The sequence below is a fragment of the Campylobacter sp. MG1 genome (assembly GCF_026616895.1).
GTDB lineage: Bacteria > Campylobacterota > Campylobacteria > Campylobacterales > Campylobacteraceae > Campylobacter_E.
In genome coordinates, this window is the sequence record NZ_JANYME010000008.1 from 32,407 (window position 1) to 51,075 (window position 18,669).

Here is an 18,669-nt window from a genome sequence, read left to right on the forward strand (position 1 = left end):
TTATTCCCATCTTTTAAATTTTTTATATTCAATTCCAAGCAAATCACACCATTTACCTATACAAAAATCACTAAATTTAATTTTTGTATAATCAGCATAAATTGCTGGTGCTATTATACAACCTAATTTATTTAATTTTAAAATATTAATTAGCATTAATTCATTTAATGGCATTTCTCTTGGTGCTATTATAATCTTTCTATTTTCTTTCAAATTTACATTAAAACTTCTTAAAATCAATGTATCACTTATACCTAAATTAGCCTTAGCTAAAAAATCACTACTAGCATAATAAAAAGCAGCATCTAACTTAAAACTACCACTAGCTACACAGGCTGCTAAATCGCTATCTTTTAAAATAGTTACTTTTTTTAAATATTTTTTAGGTTTTATTTCATTTTCATATTTTAAAACTTCTTTAGCACCTTTACTCAAAATCAAATAAACTTCATGCTCTTTACTTAATACTTTTGCAAATTTAAAGACCAATTTTAATCCACTAGCACCAGTTATTCCTATTAAAATTCTCATAATATATCTTAAAAACTCTTCTCATAAACTCTAACAATATCACCGGCTTTAAAATTACATTCAATTGGACAGATAATATAATGAGTACACTTATACAATGGCATAATCTGACCACTATTTATACGACCATTATTAAACGGGATAAAAATATCATTTTCAATATTACCAATTACTATATTTTCTTTACCATTGCTAATTTTTAAATCATTAGAAATTTTGCATTTAAAACTAAATTTATTATATTCTAACCCCTGTAATTTATAAATAATTTTTCTAGCATATATCAAAGCTCCAACATAAGCACTCATAGGATTACCTGGTAAAACTAAAATATATTTATTATCTTTATGATACAAACTAACAGGTCCTGCTGGTTTCATTTTAACCTTTGTAAAAATAGGACTAAATCCTAATTCGTCTAAAGCTTTTTTAATATAATCAGCATCACCTACACTAGCTGCACCAATACTAACTACTAAATCAAAATTTAAAAATGCACCTTTTAATGAATTTAGTACATAATCATATTCATCTTGTAAAATTCCTAAATAACTAACATTACTAATATCGCTTAACATAGAATAAATACCATAAGAATTAGAATTATACACGCCATATCCACTATAAAATGGTTCTATTAATTCCTTTCCACTAGCAAAAATCCCGACTTTAATATCATCAATAACATCTACACTATATACCCCATTATTTGCTAACATCATTATAATATCATCATTAATAACACCTTTTTTAATGATACAATCACCTTTTTTATATTCTTCTCCTTGTTTTCTTACGGATTCATTTTCTTTTAATTCATCACAAGTAGCGAACATTTTTCCATCTTTTATTTCACTTTTTTCTATCATTAAAACACTATTAGCACCTGTTGGTATCTTAGCTCCGGTCATAATTTTAACACACTCGCCACTTTTAATTTCACAATCTTCTAAATCACCTGCAAAAATAGTCTTAATAACTTTCAGCCCATCTTTAAATTCATTATTCTTTAAAGCATAACCATCCATTGCTGAATTTGTGTAAATAGGTGCATCACATCTTGCATAAAAATCATTTGCTAATATCTTACCTTTCGCTTCAAACAAATTAACATATTTGGTATTTTTGTTTAAAGATTGTATTTTATTAATACTATTTAATGCTTCTTCTACGGTCATTCTGCCTCCTCTAAAACTTCTATTTTCGCACCAATATTACTTAATTTTTCATATAAATTTTCATATCCACGCTCTAAATGATAAATTCTATGAACATAAGTAGTTCCTTTTGCTACAAGTGCTGCTAAAATTAAAGCTGAACTAGCCCTTAAATCAGTTGCCATTACGTGAGTGCCTTGTAATTTTGATGGTTTTACACTAGCTATATGATTATTTAATGTAATATTAGCACCCATCCTATTAAGCTCACTTACATGCATAAAACGATTTTCAAATAGCCTTTCATCAATTATACTTTCAGCATCAGCCATAAGACACAAAGCCATAAACTGTGCTTGCATATCAGTAGGAAAACCTGGATATTCACTTGTTTTTATATTAGCTGCTTTTATATTATTTGCACTTTTTATTCTTACATAATCTTTACCTAACTCATAAACTATACCCATTTCATCAAATTTATTAAGTAAAGCTCCTAGATGTTCCGGATTTATTTTACAAATTTCAACATTAGAATTAGTAATAGCAGCAGCACATAAATATGTCCCAGCTTCTATCCTATCAGGTATTATTTCACAAGTAAAATCAGTTTTTAATTCTTTAGCTCCATAAATTGTTAATTTACTTGTCCCTACTCCTTCAATTTTCACACCAGCTTTTATTAAAAATTCACATAAATTTACTATCTCTGGCTCTTGAGCTGCATTTATTATTGTGGTAATTCCTTTAGCATAAACTGCTGCTAAAATGGTATTTTCAGTAGCTCCAACTGAAATTTTATCAAAATGTATATTAGCTTCTATTAATTCCCCACTAGCTCTAACATAACCATCAACTAATTCTATTTTAGCACCCATTTTTTCTAAAGCCTTAAGGTGTAAATCAATAGGACGCTGACCTATCGCACAACCACCAGGAAGTGATACTTCACAAGATTTAAAACGAGATAATAATGAACCTAAAACTAATATACTAGCTCTCATTTTACGAACTATATCATAAAGGGCTTTTGTATTAAAAACATTACTTGAGTCTATAGTAACACTATGACCTTTTAATTCATAAGTTGCACCTAAATTTTCAAGCAACCTTAACATAGTCTTAATATCTGATACTAAAGGAAGATTCGTTAAAGTACATTTTCCTTTAATTAATAAGGCTGCAGCAAGTAATGGTAAAGCCGCATTTTTAGCTCCACTAATTTCTACTTTTCCTTCTAATTTTGCCTCTCCAGTAATTTTTAAATATTTCAATCATTATCCTTTTTTATATAAAAACCAGCCCAAGTCTGTGTTTGTGGCATTAATTCAATCCTATTAATATTTACGTGATTTTTTAAATTTATTAAGCTAAAAACAGTATCAGCAATATCCTCAGCACTTAAATACTTTGTATTTTCATATACTTTATCAGCTTTTTTTATATCGCCTTTAAAACGAACTTCACTAAATTCAGTTTTGCATAATCCAGGTGCAATATCAGTAACTTTTATATTAGTATCTCTTAAATCATTCCTTAAAGCTAGACTAAATTGTCCAACAAAAGCTTTTGTTCCACCATATATAGCACCACCATAATAAGGATTATTTGCTGCAACTGAACCAAAATTAAATATATGTCCACCATTATCAAGCATTCTAGGCAAAATCGCATATGTTACATATACAAGACCATTTACATTGGTTTCTATCATAGTCTTAGCATCTTCTAAACTATTATTATGAAATTCATTAAGTCCTAATGCAAGTCCAGCTGAATTTATTAAAACATCAATATTATTAAAATCATCTGGTAAATTCAAAACTGCATTAAAGACTTCTTTTTCATTACGAACATCACAAGCTATAACACACGCATTTTCTTTATATCTGTTTGCAATCTCTATTAATTTTTCTTTACGGCGTGCTAATAATGCTACTTTATATCCATTCTCTAATAATTTAATAGCACAAGCTCTACCAAAACCACTACTAGCTCCTGTTATAAATGCTGTTTTCATTCTTCATCCTTTAAACCTAAGTTTTTTAAATATGATATTACTTTTTCATGATTATAAATTTTCGCATAATATAAAGCATTTAAACCTGTATTATCACTTTCTTTATAATCTGCTCCACTATCTATTAATAATTTTAAAATATCTAAATTACCATAACTTGCCGCATGTATTACTAAAGTTTTTGATGGATGGATATAAGAACAAATTGATATATAGTATGGTAAATTTATTTTTATTTTTTCCTCATTATCTACTAATTTTAAATTTAAATTTGCTCCATTTTTTATAAATAATTTCACAGCTTTTATATTATTATTTTCAACAGCATAAAAAATCGGTGTTTTACCAAAACTATTAGCGTAATTTACATCAGCACCATTATTAATTAATAATTCAAGTGCTTCATAATAATCTATGGCATAAAATATAGCACTTTCATAACCTGAATTTAGATTAACACCTCTATTTATTAAAAATTCTATAACATTTAAATTTTTCTTTGATAAAAGTGCTATTTTTAATAAAAATTCTAATTCATAATAATTAGGATTTAAACCATTTAAAAAAGCTACAGCATCCTCATCATCAAGTTCTAAAAATTCTTCAAATATATTATCTAATTTTATAAATTTTGGAACTGAACCAAATGCTCTCATTCCTATTCTCTGAATAAAATTTAAACAACTTTCATTGTAATTATTTTGAGATAATTCCTTAAAATGCATTTTATTATCATCGCAAAATCTAACACTTTCGGTATTAAAATCATCAAATAATCTTTTATTTCCTATACTCTGAAATGCCCAATATCTAAAATAATCATAATATTTATTATAATTATTGACTGGTTTTTTATAAAGTTCTTTATCGTTATAAAAATTATTTAAAGATTTTTTATATTCATCTAATCTTAATATATAATCATGACCATTACATACTATTCCTCTACCACCAATAGTCTCTGCTATATCAAACAATTTTGAATATTCCAAATCTTTAGATAATAAAAAAGTTGATAATACCAACAATACAATTTTTTTCAATTTAAATCCTAAAAAATTCAATCACAATATATTCTTCTTATATCTAAAATTTTATCTTTTGCAGCAAAAAATGCATCAACAACTTTAGGGTCAAATTGAATACCTTTGTTCTCATTTATATAATCGTAAATTTTTTCTAATGGCCATGCTGGTTTATAACATCTATCATTAGCAAGTGCGTCAAAAACATCAGCTAAAGAAACAATCCTTGCATAAATATGAATATCATCTCCTTTTTTACCCATCGGATAGCCACCACCACCATATTTTTCGTGGTGTTCGTGAGCTATTACAGCTGCTGCTTCCATAATCTCACCTTTAAAATTAGCTAACATTTCATAACCTATTTGAGCATGTTTTTGCATAACCCTAAATTCTTTATCATCAAGTTTTGCTGGTTTATTTAATATAGCATCTGGAATACCAATTTTGCCTATATCATGAGTAGGAGAAGCATGACTAATAAGAACGATATCTTCATCGCTAAGACCCATTTGCCTTGCTATAATCTCGCTAATTTTACCTACCCTTTTAACATGATTTCCTGTTTCTTCACTCTTTTTTTCAACCATTTCAGCTATTGAATAAATTAAATCTTTTTGAGTATTTAATAAGTCTTCTTGTTTTTTCATACCTTCATAAATTTTACCAGAATAATCAGCTGCAATTCTTAAATAATCCAAATCATCTTCATTAAAACTATTATTAATATTTGTTAATTTATTTAAAGCTTGGAATGCACCGACAACTTCATTATCACTATTTACAATAGGCATAGCTAATATTGACCTAGTAGTATAATTTGTTCTTTTATCATTAGTACTATCAAAATGTGGGTTAGCTTGTGGATTGTTTTCAAGAATAGCTTCTTTATTTAAAATAGCTTGTCCTACTATACCTCTACCAAGTGGAACCCTAATTTCATTCACACCATCAGCATGTAAGGTATAATATTCTTTATGTTCATTATCAATAAACCATACACTACATCTATCAGCTTGAATATTTTGTTTAACCATCTCCCCTAATACTCTAAGATTTGCTTTAGAATCACTACCTTTAGAAATTTCTGAAAAACATTTTAATATAGTTTCTAGTTTTTGTTCTTGGTCTAAATTATGTCTTTTTAACACTTCTTTCATACCTATATTATAATCAGTATCAAATTGCATAAAAGAACCATTTTTAATAATCATTCCATAATCTTTTAAAATATCTAGTTCTCTTAATTCTTCTTCTATCATTTGTTGATAATCATATTTAATATGAAAAACATGAAAAATTACATCTTCTCTTACTTGTTTTTGTATATTTTTTAATAATATAGGAGTCATATGCATTGAATCTTTAGCTAATTTAGCACTCTTAGAATCAAAACTAACATCAAATATTACTTGTTTAATATCAGTTCTTGAATTAATCAAATCAATAATATCTTCGTGATAATATGTATCTGAAGTAAAATAAATACTATTATCTTTACAAGATAATATAAAACCGAAACTTCCTTTAGTGTGATAACTCTTAACAGGCTCAATAAAAATACCATCTATCTCAAGCTTATCACCTATATTAATTTCTTCATAAACTATAGCAAATTTACCATTTGCTAATTTGATTTTTGAAAAATCAGGCCAAATTTTATTATTAAAAAAATGCTCTTGTAAATTAACAATACTTTCTTTACTAGCATACACACAAATACTATCTTCTAATCTAGCAAAATAATTATCAACATATAAGGCTAAGGCACAAATATGGTCTAAATGAGTATGTGAAATAAAAACATGCTTTATTAAATTGTTATCATTAGGTTTTGGTAAAAAACCAGCATCAATTACACCATGTAAACTGAATCTAATACAAGTTAAATTTTCATTTAAGTACTTACTTACTGATGAACCTTCAAAAATTATCCTTTGTTTATCAAACATTACTAATCCTTACTTATCACACTTGAAAACGCTATAAAAGGTTTACAAGAAAAATTACTTTTATTATAATTAATTTTTTGTTTATCAAGTCCTAACATTAAACCACCATTTTGATTTATCAAAAAATCACCTGCTGATATATCCCATGAACTAAGTCTTTCAAATCTCAAATATACATCAGCTCTACCGTCCAATAAAGCACAAAATTTTAACGCTGAACCAATATTTAATGCCGAATACCCGTAACTAAATGGAATTTTACTATTATTTATATTTTGTTCTTTTCTTAAAGAAATTAAAGCTTTATTAGATTCTTTTTTAATATTATTTATAACTTCACCATTTTTATATACTTGCATTCCTTTAACTGAATAATACATATTTTTATTACCAACATCATAAATAAGCCCTAAAATAGGTCTATTACCATCAATTAAACTTATACAAATACAAAAATCTTTTTTATTTTTTATATAATTACTTGTTCCATCAAGAGGGTCAATCAACCAAAAAGGAGCTTTTTTTCTTTTTTCATAACTCAAAATTTTTTCTTCGGAACAAATATTAATAGAACTTTTATTTAAAATGTCAAAAATAATTTCATTAGATTTTAAATCAGCATTAGTTACAAAAGTGCCGTCTAATTTAATCTTAACTACAGGTTCTTGAATCTTTAATATTTCATCACCTGCTATCTTAGCTGCCTCTTTTGCAAGTGCTAATAAATCTTGCATTATTTTTCCTTAATCCAAGTTTGACTTCTTCCTATCAAAGAAAACCCTATAAAACCTCTTAAAATAAATTTATCACCATCAAATTTAGCATTAGCTTTATACAATTTTCCATTATCTGGGTCAATAACATATCCATCTTTATAATTATTATCATCTATTTTTTTTAACTTATATAACAATGGTGCACCTACTATTTTCATATTTCTAGCATCTTTTATATAATCAAAATTATCATAAGTTTTTTTACATTTTTTACAAGGCTCATCATCACCATATTCAAACAATTTAACAACTTTGCCAAATAATTCATTATTTTCTTCATAAATATGCCATCTAGCAGTTTTTTTACCATTTTCATCAATACTTATATAATTACCATAATCCTTAGCTAATAAACTACCTAATAATCCTAAACATAAAAATATTTTTTTCATTAAATTAAAGCCTTTTAAAATTTTTTGATTTTGGGTTTATTATATCATCACTTATATTTACAAAATCTTTATTTTTGTATGCAATAACCCCTGCTCTTGCTATCATTAAAGCATTATCAGAACAATATTTAAGCGGAGCTAACAATAATTGCATATTGTTTTTTTTACAAATTTCATCTAATTTAGACCTAAGCAATAAATTAGCACTTGCACCACCAACTACGCCTAATGCTTTATAATTTTTATTATGCAAAACTATGTTTAATTTATTAATTATATGCTTACAAGCAATTCTTTGAAATGCTGCTGCTATATTTGCTTTTTGAGTATCTAAAGTATTATTTACTATACAATCATTAATAGCTAATCTAACTTGATTTTTAATACCCGAAAATGAATACTCAAGCCTACTTTTACTTGGGATTGGTAAAGAAAACTCATAAGTATTATTGCTTTCATTTTTTGCTAATTCTTCAATAAATACCCCACCAGGATAACCAAGTCCTAGCATTTTTGCAACTTTATCAAAACTTTCTCCAAAACTATCATCACTTGTAGTTGCTATTAAATTTATATCATATTCTTTAGTAATCTCAAGTATCATAGTATGACCGCCACTTACAAGTAAAACTAAAAAATCATTCATTATTTCTTTATCTAAAAATAAAGAACAAATATGACCTTTTAAATGATTTATCGCAATTAATGGTATATTTAAAGCCACACTTAAAGCCTTAGCCATTGCAACTCCACTTTGAAGCGATACTGATAATCCTGGCTCATTAGTAACTGCAATTGCCTTTAATTCGTTTAAAAAAGGCTTGGTTTTAGCTAATATTTTAGGTAAAGCTTCAGTATGTAGCCTTGATGCAAGTTCTGGCACAACTCCACCAAATTCATTATGCTCATCTTGAGATATTTTTTCATAAAATAAACATTCATAAGTATTTACATTAATAACTGCGATGCTTGAATCATCGCAGCTACTTTCTATTGCTAAAAGTAATTCTCTCATTTTGGCTTAATCATATTTGCAGGAACTACAAATTTATCAAAATCTTCTTCACTAACTAAGCCTAATTCTAAGCAAGATTCTTTTAGGCTAATTCCTTTTTTGTGAGCATTTTTTGCAACTTTTGCTGCATTTTCATAGCCAATATGTGGATTTAATGCAGTTACTAGCATTAAAGAATTATTTAAATTATAAGTAATTTTATCAATATTTGGAGTAATTCCTATAGCACAATTATCATTAAAACTAATCATACCATCAGCTAATAATCTTAAACTTTGTAAGAAATTATAAATAATCACAGGCTTAAATACATTTAGCTCAAAATTACCTTGAGAAGCTGCAAAACCAATTGCCGCATCATTTCCCATTACTTGAACGCTAAGCATTGTTAAAGCTTCACTTTGAGTAGGATTTACTTTACCTGGCATAATTGAGCTACCTGGCTCATTTTCAGGAATACTAAGCTCTCCTAAACCACATCTAGGACCACTTGCAAGCCATCTAATATCGTTTGCTATTTTCATTAAATTTGCTGCAAGAGCTTTAAATGCTCCGTGTAAAAATACTAAAGCATCGTGACTTGTAAGTCCATGGAATTTGTTTGGACTGCTTATAAATTTAGTGCCTAAAAGTTCGCTTAATTTTGCTGATACTTTTTCACTAAGTTCTGGATGGGCATTAATTCCAGTTCCAACAGCTGTTCCGCCAATTGTTAGCTCTCTTACATCTTCAAGTGCTTTTAAAATATGTCTTTTTGAGCTTTGCAACATATATACATATCCACTAAATTCTTGACCTAAAGTAAGTGGGGTTGCATCTTGCAAGTGAGTTCTTCCGATTTTAATTATATTTTCAAATTCTTTTGCTTTTTTATCTAGTGTTTTTTCTAGAATTTCTAATGCAGGAATTAAAGTCCTTTCAGTTTCTAAAACTGCAACTATATGCATTGCAGTTGGGAATGTATCATTTGAACTTTGGCTCATATTTACATGGTCGTTTGGATGAACTATTTTTTCTTTAGTAAAATCCATTCCACTAAGTTTAGTAGCAAGATTTGCTATAACTTCATTTAGGTTCATATTTGTTTGTGTTCCTGAACCTGTTTGCCATATAGCAAGTGGGAATTCATCATTATGTTTATTAGCTAAAATCTCATCACAAGCTTTAACGATTGCATCTTTTTTTACATTGTCTAATTTACCTAAATCATTATTTACTAAAGCTAAAGACTTCTTAAGATGCGCAAAAGCGTGGATTAATTCTACAGGCATTTTTTCTGTGCCAATTTTGAAATTCTCTAAACTTCTTTGTGTTTGTGCTGCCCACAATTTATCTGCAGGAACTTTAACTTCACCCATTGTATCGTGTTCTATACGAAAACTCATTTTATCTCCTTTTATTTGTAGTTTTTAATTAAATCAAATGTTGTGTTTTTAATAATATCTATTGTGCTAATCTCACATCTTTCATAAATACTATGTGGGCTTAGGATATTTGGACCTATTGAAGCACATAATAATTCATTTTGCTTAGTTTTTAGCACTCCGCACTCAAGTCCTGCGTGAATGCTACTCATACTAGCTTTTGGATTATATTTTTGTAAAGAATTAAGCACTGCATAAGTAAAATCATTTGGTATAGGCTCCCAAGGCTCATCTTTAGCAAGTAGTTTTGCTTCGTAATTATTAAAATGTGCTTTAGTTTTATAAAATACTTCATCTAAATCTGCTGAATTATCGCTTCTTGCAAATAATTCAAGCTTTAATTCATCATTGTTTTGATTAATAATTGCTAGATTTACGCTAGTTTTTACTATATTTAAATCCCTTGAATAAGACCAAACTCCGTGTTTATAACTAGCAATTAGACTTAAAATATCTTCTTGAATTACTTTTTCACCTTTACTCTCAAGCTTGGTTATTTCAATATTTTCACTAGATTTAAGTTCAGTGTCGCTATAAAAAATAGCCTTAGCATTTACACTTATACTATTAGTTCTTTCTCCACCACTAAAGCTTACTAATTCAGCATCGTTTTTATATAAAAATAAAGCTAAATCACTAATAGCACTAGGGATGTTTTTAATAATATCAATCCCACTATGACCGCCTTTATAGCCTTTAGTATGAGCTTCATATAAATATTTTTTACTAGGGTTTTTATAATTTAGCTTAATATTTACATTCATCATCAAACTCGCCGCACAACCAATGATTACTCTATCTACGCACTCGCTATCAAGATTTAATAAGTGTTTTGAGCTAATTTTTAGCTCTAAATTATTTGCACCTATAAGCCCTACTTCTTCATTAGCGGTAAATAAACATTCAAGGTCGCCAAACTCATTCATAGCTTCCATCATAATGGCAATTCCTATACCATTATCAGCACCTAAGGTTGAATTATTTGCTTTAATAAATCCATCACTTTCTATTATATTTATATTAGGTGCATCTCCAACGCAAACCATATCATAATGACTTTGTAAGCATATATTAGGATTTCCCTTTTTGCATAAAATATTTTCAGCCTTATCAACTAATACTTCAAAACCTTTTGATTTTGCATAATTAATTAAAAAATCTTTTAATTTAACTGCATCAAAACTACAATGCGGAATTGCTGCAATTTGTTTAAAGTTTTCTAAAACTCCCATAAACTCCTCCTTTAATAAATAATATTATAAAATAATAGTATCTTCTCTTTCTGGTGAAGTTGATATTAGTTTTATTTTCACTCCAACAATTTCCTCAATTTTTGCTATATATTTTTTCGCATTAGTTGGTAAATCATCATAGTTTCTAATACCATAAATTTTACCAAAACCATCAATGCTCTCATAAATAGGTTTTACATTTTCTAAATCAGCTGGAACATAGTCAATAATTTCACCGTTATATTCGTATGCTCTACAAATTTTAATGCTATCAAAATTTTCTAAAACATCTAATTTCATTAGTGCTAGTTCACTTAATCCATTTAACTTAGCAGTATATCTAACAGCAACCGCATCAAACCAGCCGCAACGTCTTTTTCTACCAGTTGTAACACCTATTTCTTTTCCAATTTCGCCTATTCTTTCGCCTTGCTCTGTCTTATCTTCTGTTGGGAACGGTCCATGACCTACTCTAGTTGTATATGCTTTTACTATTCCTATTGATTTACCTGCTTGAAATGGATTTAATCCTAAACCACACAATGCTCCAGCTGCAATCGTACTAGAACTTGTAACATAAGGATAAGTTCCATGATCGATATCTAATAAACTTCCTTGTGCACCCTCTAATAATACCTTTTTTTCTTCATCTAAAGCTTTCCAGATTAATCTAGTTGTATCACAAATAAATGGAGATAAAATTTCTTTAAATCTTTTTAAATTTGATAATAATTCATTTGCGTCGGGTGCACTCACTCCTAAAGCATCAAAGTATGGTTTTGATATCACAAAGTCTTTTAAAATAGCATTACATAATTTTTCTGGCTCTAATAATTCTCCAACCCTATGTCCACTTCTTGAAATTTTATCAGCGTAACAAGGTCCTATACCTTTTCCTGTCGTTCCTATCGCACCATCACCTTTAAATTTTTCTTTTGCTTGGTCAATTTTTGCATGATAGCTCAAATTTAAATGTGCCCTATCACTAATAAATAATCTACCTTCTAAATCTTCAAATTGAGCCATTTCTGTAATCAATACTTCTGGATTTACAACAACTCCATTTCCTATTACATTTTTACAATTTTTGTGTAAAATTCCACTAGGTAATAAATGTAAAGCATAACGGATTCCATCAACCCAAATAGTATGACCTGCATTGTGCCCACCAGCACTTCTACATACAAAATCGTAATCAGCACATAATTTATCTACAACTTTACCTTTGCCCTCATCTCCCCATTGAATACCTACTAATATGTCAGCTTTGCTCATATACTTCTCCTAAAAATAAGTTTTCCTTCATCATAAATTTGAATAATTTTTATTCTATTATTTTCTATTATAGCATTGATTAACATTCTTAAATAATCACATTTACGCATAGTTTCTTCATCATTAAAATCTAAATTAGATAAAAAATTAAAAAATTTATCTAACATAAAACCATCAAATGTTTCTTTGTTATCTATTTTAATACCAATTAATTCATAATAATATTCAAAATATAAATTTAGTAAATATTCATCATAAATACCTTTATTTTTACAAAAATAAATAAAATCATCAATAGATGCTAAAAAACTTTCTTGTTTAAATATTAAATAATAATTCTTATCTCCTAAATAATTTATGCTGGTTAAATATTGCATTTTACAAGGTATTAATATATCATTAACATCTTTTAAAAAAACAATTTTACGATAATTTGTATTTTGATTATTTAAAATATAATGTTTTATTTCATTTGCACCATCTGATAATATAGTGTTTAATTTTATATTGGAATATTCTTTAAATTTCAATAATCTTTTTAAACCAAAACTAGCATTAATTAAAGAAAAATCTTTATCAAAAATTGCTAAATTTATATTGACCTGTTTATAAATATCTTCATAAACTATAGTATCTTTAATCTCATCATCTAAAATATCTTGTCTTAATAAAGCAAAATGACCTATTATATTCAAATGTTTATCTGGCTTGTTTTCATAATTATAATCTCGTTTAACACTAAAACTCACTTTAAATTCAGCATACCTACCATTGCTTTGTTTAAAATATAGTTTTTGTTCAACAATTCTAGAATAATTTATAACTTGATTATTTTTAAGATTTCTTAATTTTAATAACAACTCAGTATAAGCTGGGATACTTTGCTCATGCAACAAATCTTTTAAATGCATATAAACAATATTAGAATGACCTAAAATTTTATCTACATTTTTACTACACGACTTTATTTTTAACTGTCCTGCTTGCAAATTAAATGTCATTGTTATAATGAAACTTTTCTCTAAAGCTTCGTACTGAGTTTTAATATTTTCATAACTTTTACTAACAATATTAGTATCAAGTATCATTAAAATATCATAACAAAATCTCTCAGATCTCATTATAAATGGGTAAATTTTTACTTCTTTATAATCATCTCCATTAACATAATGTTCTGTTTGTATATAATAACCCTGATTTTTTATAGAATTTTGCATATTATTAGCAAACCCTATAGGATCATAACCATCGTTATTTTCCCTTTTACCCAACATGTATAAATTCATTTTAGACATACTTGTTATTTTTTGTTTGTAAAAATCTAATGCTGATTGATTTGCTTTAAAAATCTTTGCTGTAAAAGCATCTATCATAAACATAGGAATAGTACTTTTACTAAACATAGAACTAAGTCTTTGCTCTAATTCACTATATTCTTCTCTAATTTCATTATATTCTAAAACACTAATCCCAGTTTGTTTTTGTAATTCTAATAAATCAGAGCCTGCCAATAATTCAAATGTCTTATTAGATTCAGGGTCAGCACTACTTAATAAATCATAGCAATAATTAGATTGCTTTATAATCCCATTTTTAACTAATAAAGAATCCAAGTAAGAATTCCATAAAAATATAACTAATATTAATAATAAAAATGCACTAATTACAAAATAATAATTAAAAAATTCACTACTAGATATAAAACTTCTAATATTAAAACCTTTATATTCACTAATTACTGAACCAATATCTTGTTCACTTGTTTGGTAAATTCCTGAAAGATACCAATAAAAATTAAAATTATTAATATTTTCTAATTTTCTTAACTTATTTTCATCACTAGAATAAAGAACGTTTCCAAAAGAATCTACTAATATAAAATCAACACTAAATTTATTAATATTTTTTAAAAATTTATTTAAATCTAATTTGGCAACTAAAAAAGAATAATCTCTATGCTTAATTTTTTTTGCAAAATAAATACTGCTATCAAAATCTTTATTAGTTATTAATTCACTAATATAATCATTTTTAACAGATGATTCGTTTATTTCTATAAATTTATCTATATCATCTGATTTTTGAGCATGTTTTTTTAATACATTACCATTCTTATCTAAATAATAAAAAGCAGAAAAAATATCAAAATCTAATCTTTCTAATATAGAGTTAATCTCAAGTGCTTTTATATATAAATCTAGTCTTATTTGATTTTGTTTGAAAGTATTTTGTATGCTATGATTAATCAATTTATTATTATTAATTAATTTATCATTAATTGCTGTGTAATTTACATAAAAAGAAAAAAATAACATTAAAATTAATAATATAATGGTAATAAAAAAATTTTTTCTTAATAGCCAAATAATATTATCAAATTTTAACACTTTAATCCTTTCTTAGTATATTCATTTTTAAAATAACCATTAAAATAAAACGATATCATTAAAGATGGCAATAAAAATAATGAGCCAAATAAAAGTAAAACCATAACCATAACAGTTAACAAGCCAAAATAAATAGTAGGCATAAAATTAGAACTCATCATTAAGCAAAAACCTAAAACTATAGTAAATGTTGTATAATAGAGTGCTGAACCTATACTAAGATGAGATAACCTTATGGCATCATCTAAAGTATTTTTCTTAATCTCTTCTTTAAATCTATGGACATAATGAATTATGGCATCAACTCCCATACCTATTGAAATCGCTGCTATAGTAACACTCATTAAATCAAGACTTAAACCACTAAAACCTAATATAGCAAATAATAATGAAATAGGGATTATATTTGATATTATTCCTATAATACTAAATCTTAAATTCCTAAATATTATCAAAAATAAAGCAAATATACTTAAAATAACAAATTCTAAAGTATCTATTTGAGAATGTACCAATGAACTTAACATATTGTTATACAAAATCATAACTCCACTAACCTGTATACTAATATTATAATCTTTACCAATATTATCTAAATTTTTTCTTAAATTATATAAAAATTCTGCTCTTTTTAAAGTTTTATCACTATCTACTATTCTAATAGCCAACCTTAATTCTTTACTATTTTCATTATAGTATGGACTAATTATTTGTTTTTTAAGTTCATCACTTAAATTTACTTGTAAAAAACTTAATGTGAGCCCATCTATTTCCTTATCATTATTAATTTTTTTTGCAAAATCTAATAAAGGATAAAGACTTAAAACACTTCCTATATATTTTTGCTCTTCTAAAAATTTATGAATTTTTCCTAATATTTCTAATTTTGTTGGAGTTAAATAATACTTATTACTATCTACTTGGTTTAAAAATTCACTAAAATCTTCATCGCTTTCATCGCTTTCATCATTAAATTTAACTATAATATCCAGTGGTAATGTACCACCTAATTTTTCATCTATGAGCAATAAACCCTGCTTTATATTACTACTATCTTTAAAATAATTAACAAATGAATTTTCTACGCTAAGTTTAGGAACAGCAAAAACTGAAAAAACAATTATAAATACACTTATAACATATACTATTTTTCTACGCTTAATAGCAGTATTGGCACAAAATAATAAAAAATTTGAATTATTAAAAAAATGAACCTTTTTATTATCTTTTTTATTTAGTAATAAAAATGGTAAAAATAAATAACATAAAACTAAACTTATGCTAATACCTACACTCATCATAATACCTAGTTCACTAATTGGTTTTATGCCAGAAAAAACCAAACTCATAAAACCGACAACTGTAGTTAAAATAGCATAAAAACTAGGTCTTGCTTTTGTTAATAAAGTATGTCTTACTTTTGTAGTATTATCACTGATATGATTTTTTTGTAATAATTCAGCAAAATGAGTTAATATATGAACAATCACTGATATCGTTATTATAAGAACTAGCGCCACATAATTACTTGATATGACTGTAATGTTATAATTTAATAATGCTAAAACGCCAGTAGTTGTAAATAATGAAACTAAACATATAAACATACAAACAAAAACAAAATAAAAACTTCTAAAAAATATAAAAATAGCAATAAAAAGTAGTATAAATAAACCTAAACCATAGGTATATAAATCATCTTTTACATAAGTTATCATATCACTTGCTATTACATTCATACCACCTAAAATTAGATTATGTTTTTGTGAAAAATCTTTTAGTATAGGAATAATATCATCAGCATTTGTAGCACTAACTAAAAAATCACACACTAAAAAATCATCACTAATTAAATTTTTAATATAAAATTTATTATTAGATATTTCATTTCTAGCTTTATCTAAATTAGCACCATTATTTATACTACCTGCACCACTTAAAAATAATGGAGCGTTCAAAATACTAAGGACATTACGAACGCCATCTAAATTTAATAATTCTTTTTCAATATTTTGTAATTTTTCAATATTATCTTTACTAAAAATATCATCATTAGCCTTATATGCTAAAACTAAAAAATTTTGCTCGCCAAAAGTTTTTAAGCTATTATTAAAAAGCTGTAAATCTTTATCATTTTCTAAAAAAAAACTCGTAGATTTTGCCTCTATATTAATATACTTAGAATAATACGAAAAACACAGACATATCAAAAATGTAAAAGCAAAAACTCTTTTAGAGTTTCTTAATAATACTGTAATTATTTGATTCATTTAAGCTTTTCAAATAAAGCACTAATGCCATTTTGATTAATAATATCTAAAAATTGAGACCTATAACTAGCTATCAAACTTGTATCTAAAATCTCTATATCATATAGTTTACAATCATTTTGAATTCTTCTAAATTTAAAAACCATATTTTTTTCTTGATTTTCATAAAATACTTGCATATTTGCTTGGCATTTTTTATCATCAAATGAAGCATCTATTAACTTTAAAGAACTTCCTTTAACTAAATCAATTTTACTAGAAAAATCTTTTTTTAATCTATTGATAAATAAATCTTTAAATTCTATAACTTCTTTATCATTTAATTTACTAAAATATTTTTTAGATAAAACCAAATTACTCATTAAATCTATATCTAAATTATGGTTTAATAAATTAAACAAATCCTCACTTTTATTATTTCCATCTTGTTTTAAAATTTCTTGTATTTTTAAGACATCATTAGAAATTTCATCATTAAAAGAATCTACATTATACGCTAATAAAAAATTAACACATAATAACAAAAATATAATTTTTTTCATTTATTTTCCTCTCTACTTTTTTCATAAAAATCTCTTATAACAATATAAGGCTTCACACTCTTATAAGCTTCATCTATTAATAACATTTTTTTACTACTATCATTTACAATATTTAAACCAGTAAGACCAACACCAATATCTTTATTAACATAAAAACTAGGGTTAAGCAATAAATTAAAAGGAAGCATTGAAGCATCTCTTATATTAGATGGACCAAAAAAAGGTAAAACTATATGTTCTCCGCTAGAAACTCCCCATCTTGCCAACATTAGTCCAAAATCACTATTTTTTTCATATTTATAAGGTTTTAAAATTCCACCAAAACCTAATATTGTATTTCCTAAAAAACTTCCAAATTCAGCCGCGCTGGCTTTAAATTCTCCACTTAAAAGTAAAGATATAAATCTAAGTGGTGATGATAAGTTATGAAAAAAATTATCAACTCCTTTTTTTACTAATGGCGGTGTTATAACATTGTAAATATTGGTAACAGGTCTTATACTCATATTATAAATCGCATAATTAAAATCAGTCATAAAAGTATTATATTTGTAAAATCTATCAACTTCAACTTTATCATTACTAATAAATTCATTTTCAAAATCATCAATATTATTAGAAAAAACACTTAAACATAAAAAAAGTAAAAAAATAATTTTCTTAAACATATA

Annotated in this window: 16 protein-coding genes; all 16 read right to left on the reverse strand. The window is 26.3% G+C overall.

The features are described from left to right. The 16 genes from NY022_RS07375 to NY022_RS07450 are packed head-to-tail and all read right to left on the reverse strand — an operon-like array spanning nt 1 to nt 18,666. Entirely contained in the window at nt 1-531 is a 531-nt protein-coding gene (locus NY022_RS07375) for a UbiX family flavin prenyltransferase (RefSeq protein ID WP_267524881.1), read from the reverse strand. A gap of 8 nt (nt 532-539) precedes the next feature. Continuing rightward, entirely contained in the window at nt 540-1,709 is a 1,170-nt protein-coding gene (locus NY022_RS07380; protein ID WP_267524882.1) for a molybdopterin molybdotransferase MoeA, read from the reverse strand. Beyond that, nucleotides 1,706-2,962, reverse strand: coding sequence for a UDP-N-acetylglucosamine 1-carboxyvinyltransferase (murA, locus tag NY022_RS07385; RefSeq protein ID WP_267524884.1), 1,257 nt, complete (start codon nt 2,960-2,962; stop codon nt 1,706-1,708). The genes NY022_RS07380 and murA overlap by 4 nt, the downstream gene beginning before the upstream one ends. After that, entirely contained in the window at nt 2,959-3,708 is a 750-nt protein-coding gene (locus NY022_RS07390) for an SDR family NAD(P)-dependent oxidoreductase (RefSeq protein WP_267524886.1), read from the reverse strand. Before NY022_RS07390 ends, murA begins: the two co-directional genes overlap by 4 nt. Beyond that, a complete protein-coding gene (locus NY022_RS07395; RefSeq protein WP_267524887.1) occupies nt 3,705-4,751 on the reverse strand; it encodes an ankyrin repeat domain-containing protein in 1,047 nt (348 codons plus the stop codon). Before NY022_RS07395 ends, NY022_RS07390 begins: the two co-directional genes overlap by 4 nt. A 17-nt stretch (nt 4,752-4,768) precedes the next feature. Next, a complete protein-coding gene (locus NY022_RS07400; protein ID WP_267524889.1) occupies nt 4,769-6,685 on the reverse strand; it encodes an HD domain-containing phosphohydrolase in 1,917 nt (638 codons plus the stop codon). A gap of 2 nt (nt 6,686-6,687) precedes the next feature. Next, entirely contained in the window at nt 6,688-7,419 is a 732-nt protein-coding gene (locus NY022_RS07405; RefSeq protein ID WP_267524891.1) for a 3'(2'),5'-bisphosphate nucleotidase CysQ family protein, read from the reverse strand. Beyond that, the gene (locus NY022_RS07410; protein ID WP_267524893.1) at nt 7,419-7,853 is read right to left on the reverse strand and encodes a DUF2147 domain-containing protein; all 435 of its coding nucleotides are present in this window, start codon (nt 7,851-7,853) and stop codon (nt 7,419-7,421) included. Before NY022_RS07410 ends, NY022_RS07405 begins: the two co-directional genes overlap by 1 nt. Nucleotides 7,854-7,857: 4 nt before the next feature. Further along, complete coding sequence (gene tsaD / locus NY022_RS07415) at nt 7,858-8,868, reverse strand: tRNA (adenosine(37)-N6)-threonylcarbamoyltransferase complex transferase subunit TsaD (protein WP_267524894.1); 1,011 nt, start codon at nt 8,866-8,868, stop codon at nt 7,858-7,860. After that, nucleotides 8,865-10,253: a class II fumarate hydratase gene (gene fumC / locus NY022_RS07420; protein WP_267524896.1), complete on the reverse strand. Its 1,389-nt coding sequence runs from the start codon at nt 10,251-10,253 to the stop codon at nt 8,865-8,867. The genes tsaD and fumC overlap by 4 nt, the downstream gene beginning before the upstream one ends. A gap of 11 nt (nt 10,254-10,264) precedes the next feature. Next, nucleotides 10,265-11,524: a M20/M25/M40 family metallo-hydrolase gene (locus NY022_RS07425; protein ID WP_267524898.1), complete on the reverse strand. Its 1,260-nt coding sequence runs from the start codon at nt 11,522-11,524 to the stop codon at nt 10,265-10,267. Between the two features lie 24 nt (nt 11,525-11,548). Continuing rightward, a complete protein-coding gene (locus NY022_RS07430; RefSeq protein ID WP_267524900.1) occupies nt 11,549-12,799 on the reverse strand; it encodes an adenylosuccinate synthase in 1,251 nt (416 codons plus the stop codon). Continuing rightward, nucleotides 12,796-15,186, reverse strand: a complete 2,391-nt coding sequence (locus tag NY022_RS07435; RefSeq protein WP_267524901.1) for a hypothetical protein — start codon at nt 15,184-15,186, stop codon at nt 12,796-12,798. Before NY022_RS07435 ends, NY022_RS07430 begins: the two co-directional genes overlap by 4 nt. Further along, the gene (locus NY022_RS07440; RefSeq protein ID WP_267524903.1) at nt 15,180-17,456 is read right to left on the reverse strand and encodes an efflux RND transporter permease subunit; all 2,277 of its coding nucleotides are present in this window, start codon (nt 17,454-17,456) and stop codon (nt 15,180-15,182) included. Before NY022_RS07440 ends, NY022_RS07435 begins: the two co-directional genes overlap by 7 nt. Further along, nucleotides 17,453-17,998 carry an MlaC/ttg2D family ABC transporter substrate-binding protein gene (locus NY022_RS07445; protein ID WP_267524904.1) on the reverse strand — a complete coding sequence of 182 codons (546 nt, stop codon included), beginning with the start codon at nt 17,996-17,998 and terminating at the stop codon, nt 17,453-17,455. The genes NY022_RS07440 and NY022_RS07445 overlap by 4 nt, the downstream gene beginning before the upstream one ends. Continuing rightward, nucleotides 17,995-18,666: a VacJ family lipoprotein gene (locus tag NY022_RS07450; protein WP_267524906.1), complete on the reverse strand. Its 672-nt coding sequence runs from the start codon at nt 18,664-18,666 to the stop codon at nt 17,995-17,997. Before NY022_RS07450 ends, NY022_RS07445 begins: the two co-directional genes overlap by 4 nt. Between the last annotated feature and the right edge of the window lie 3 nt (nt 18,667-18,669).